Source organism: Aetokthonos hydrillicola CCALA 1050 (assembly GCF_017591665.1).
GTDB classification, from domain to species: domain Bacteria; phylum Cyanobacteriota; class Cyanobacteriia; order Cyanobacteriales; family Nostocaceae; genus Aetokthonos; species Aetokthonos hydrillicola.
Genome location: NZ_JAAKGC010000312.1, coordinates 1 through 2039, shown reverse-complemented (window position 1 = coordinate 2039; position 2039 = coordinate 1). Strand labels below are relative to the sequence as shown.

General features: G+C 40.2%; 1 protein-coding gene and 1 pseudogene. One reads left to right on the top strand and one right to left on the bottom strand.

Going from position 1 to position 2039, the window contains the following annotated elements; translation table 11 throughout:
- Nucleotides 1-153, bottom strand: a 153-nt coding sequence (locus tag G4P69_RS37345; protein WP_208354937.1) for an RRXRR domain-containing protein, incomplete at its 3' end; no start/stop codon positions are given.
- A 770-nt stretch (nucleotides 154-923) separates the two neighbouring features.
- On the opposite strand from G4P69_RS37345, the pseudogene G4P69_RS37340 reads away from it, so the two are divergent.
- A pseudogene (locus G4P69_RS37340) lies at nucleotides 924-1988 on the top strand (AMP-binding protein); the annotation flags it as partial.
- Nucleotides 1989-2039: the final 51 nt, after the last annotated feature.

Sequence of the window (2039 nt, the reverse complement as noted above, 5' to 3'; positions counted from 1 at the left end):
TTGTTTGTAGCCACTGCTGCCATAAATCAACTGAATCGTAAACGGATCTCTTCCTACAATTTTGGCTTTGCCTGATTGTAGAAAGATTCGCGCTTTTCTTGGGGTTGTGGGCATTAACGGCTGTCCGTGTTTGTTGATAACTAATACGAGCATTTTTTGTTTGAACTAGTAATGAGTTCGACCCTTGCGGGTGGTTTCCTTTGCCAATGTTTTCCCAAGGTTTCACGCTAGTAACACTTTCCCTCTACCAGTAGAAATTTTTAATTACTAACCGCAGTGTTCAGAACTAGGAAACGGGTTGCTAGCCCTACATTCTGAAGTGCCTATACATTCTTGCAAAACGTAGTAACCCTTGCATGTCGGGCTACTCAAGCTAATGACGCGCTTCTATAGAAGAAGCCCACACCTACCCCGGAGGGGAGGTGTGTGGAGTCGTCACTACTGTGAACACCTTGAACAGAAACTAGGTCCAAACTTACAGAATGGTCCTCCTGTTAATGTATAAGTTGTACAATAAGGAAAAGTTGTAATTGCTGATTTTATTTTTCGTACTGTTGAACTTGTTCGTGAAGCTTGAGTACGTTTGGAAATAAAAGAGAGAATCATAGATAAGAGCCTGGGGAACGCAAGGCAGGCAATAATATTGATGAGAGTGAGGAGTAGTGCGGTCACCGAATTCACAGGTAGTCATCTCCTTTAACAAATGGGTGCTGAGTATTTGTAGCTATGAGCACGATTCGTAGAACTAATAAATGAAAAGCAATATTTGCATTGCTTTTCATTTATCTAATCTCAATATATCATAAATTTTTGTAAATACATCGATAGAGACAGAAGAAATTGTGTCATTCCAGGACAGGTATTTTAGCTTAATAAGGGAATATGCTGGAAAAACAATTTCCTAACTATTTAGGCTGCGTCTTATGTCAAAAACACCTAAAGAAAATACAATGCAAATAAATTTATCTGAGCAAGATCGCCAGAAACTAAAGCTTTTGGTAGATTATTCAAATGTAGAGTCGCTTTCTGAAATTTGGAACTTAGCTGCAAAGCAATTTGGGGATAGAGTAGCTTTGCGTGACCCCCACGCTAAGCCGGAAATTATCATGACTTATACCCAATTGAATCAAAAAATTCAGCAGTTCGCTGCTGGTTTACAGGCTTTGGGAGTAAAAGCAGGCGATCGCGTTTCTCTTATTTCCGATAACTCCCCCCATTGGTTAATAGCAGATCAAGGCATAATCAGGGCGGGAGGAGTAGATGTGGTTCGCAGCTCCCAAGCAGAACGGCAAGAACTGCTGTTTATCTTGGATAATAGTGGCTCTACAGCTTTAGTAGTAGAAAATTTAAAAACTTTTAAGAAATTGCACGAGGGTATTAAGGATCTCCCAATTCATCTTATAGTCTTGCTTTCAGATGAAATACCACAGACAGATGAATCTATAAAAATCGTTAACTTTTCCCAATTAATAGAAATTGGGGCAAACCACACTTTACAATCAGTTACACAAAACAGTGACACCCTTGCGACCCTAATGTATACTTCTGGAACTACGGGTAAACCTAAGGGTGTAATGCTATCTCACGGCAACTTGATGTATCAACTGAATACGGTTGGTGTAGTGGTACAACCACAAGTAGGAGATATTGTGCTAAGCATCCTCCCTACTTGGCACGTTTACGAACGTACTTGTGAGTATTTCTTATTTTCTCAAGGTTGCACTCAGGTATACACTAACTTGCGATCTGTCAAGCGGGATTTAAAAGAATTTAAACCCCATTACATGATGTGCGTACCGCGCCTACTCGAATCGATTTATGAAGGCGTCCAAAAGCAGTTTCGCGAACAACCAGCGTCGAAGCAACGCTTGATTAACAACTTAGTTAGTATTAGTGAGAAATACATCAAAGCGCGGCGAATTGTCCAAGGATTGAGTTTAGATAATCTTAATCCTTCAGTTGGCGATCGCTTAGCGGCAAGTATCCAGATGTGATAAATTTCTCATCTGCTAGAAACTTGGTTGGAATTTCTTTTTCAG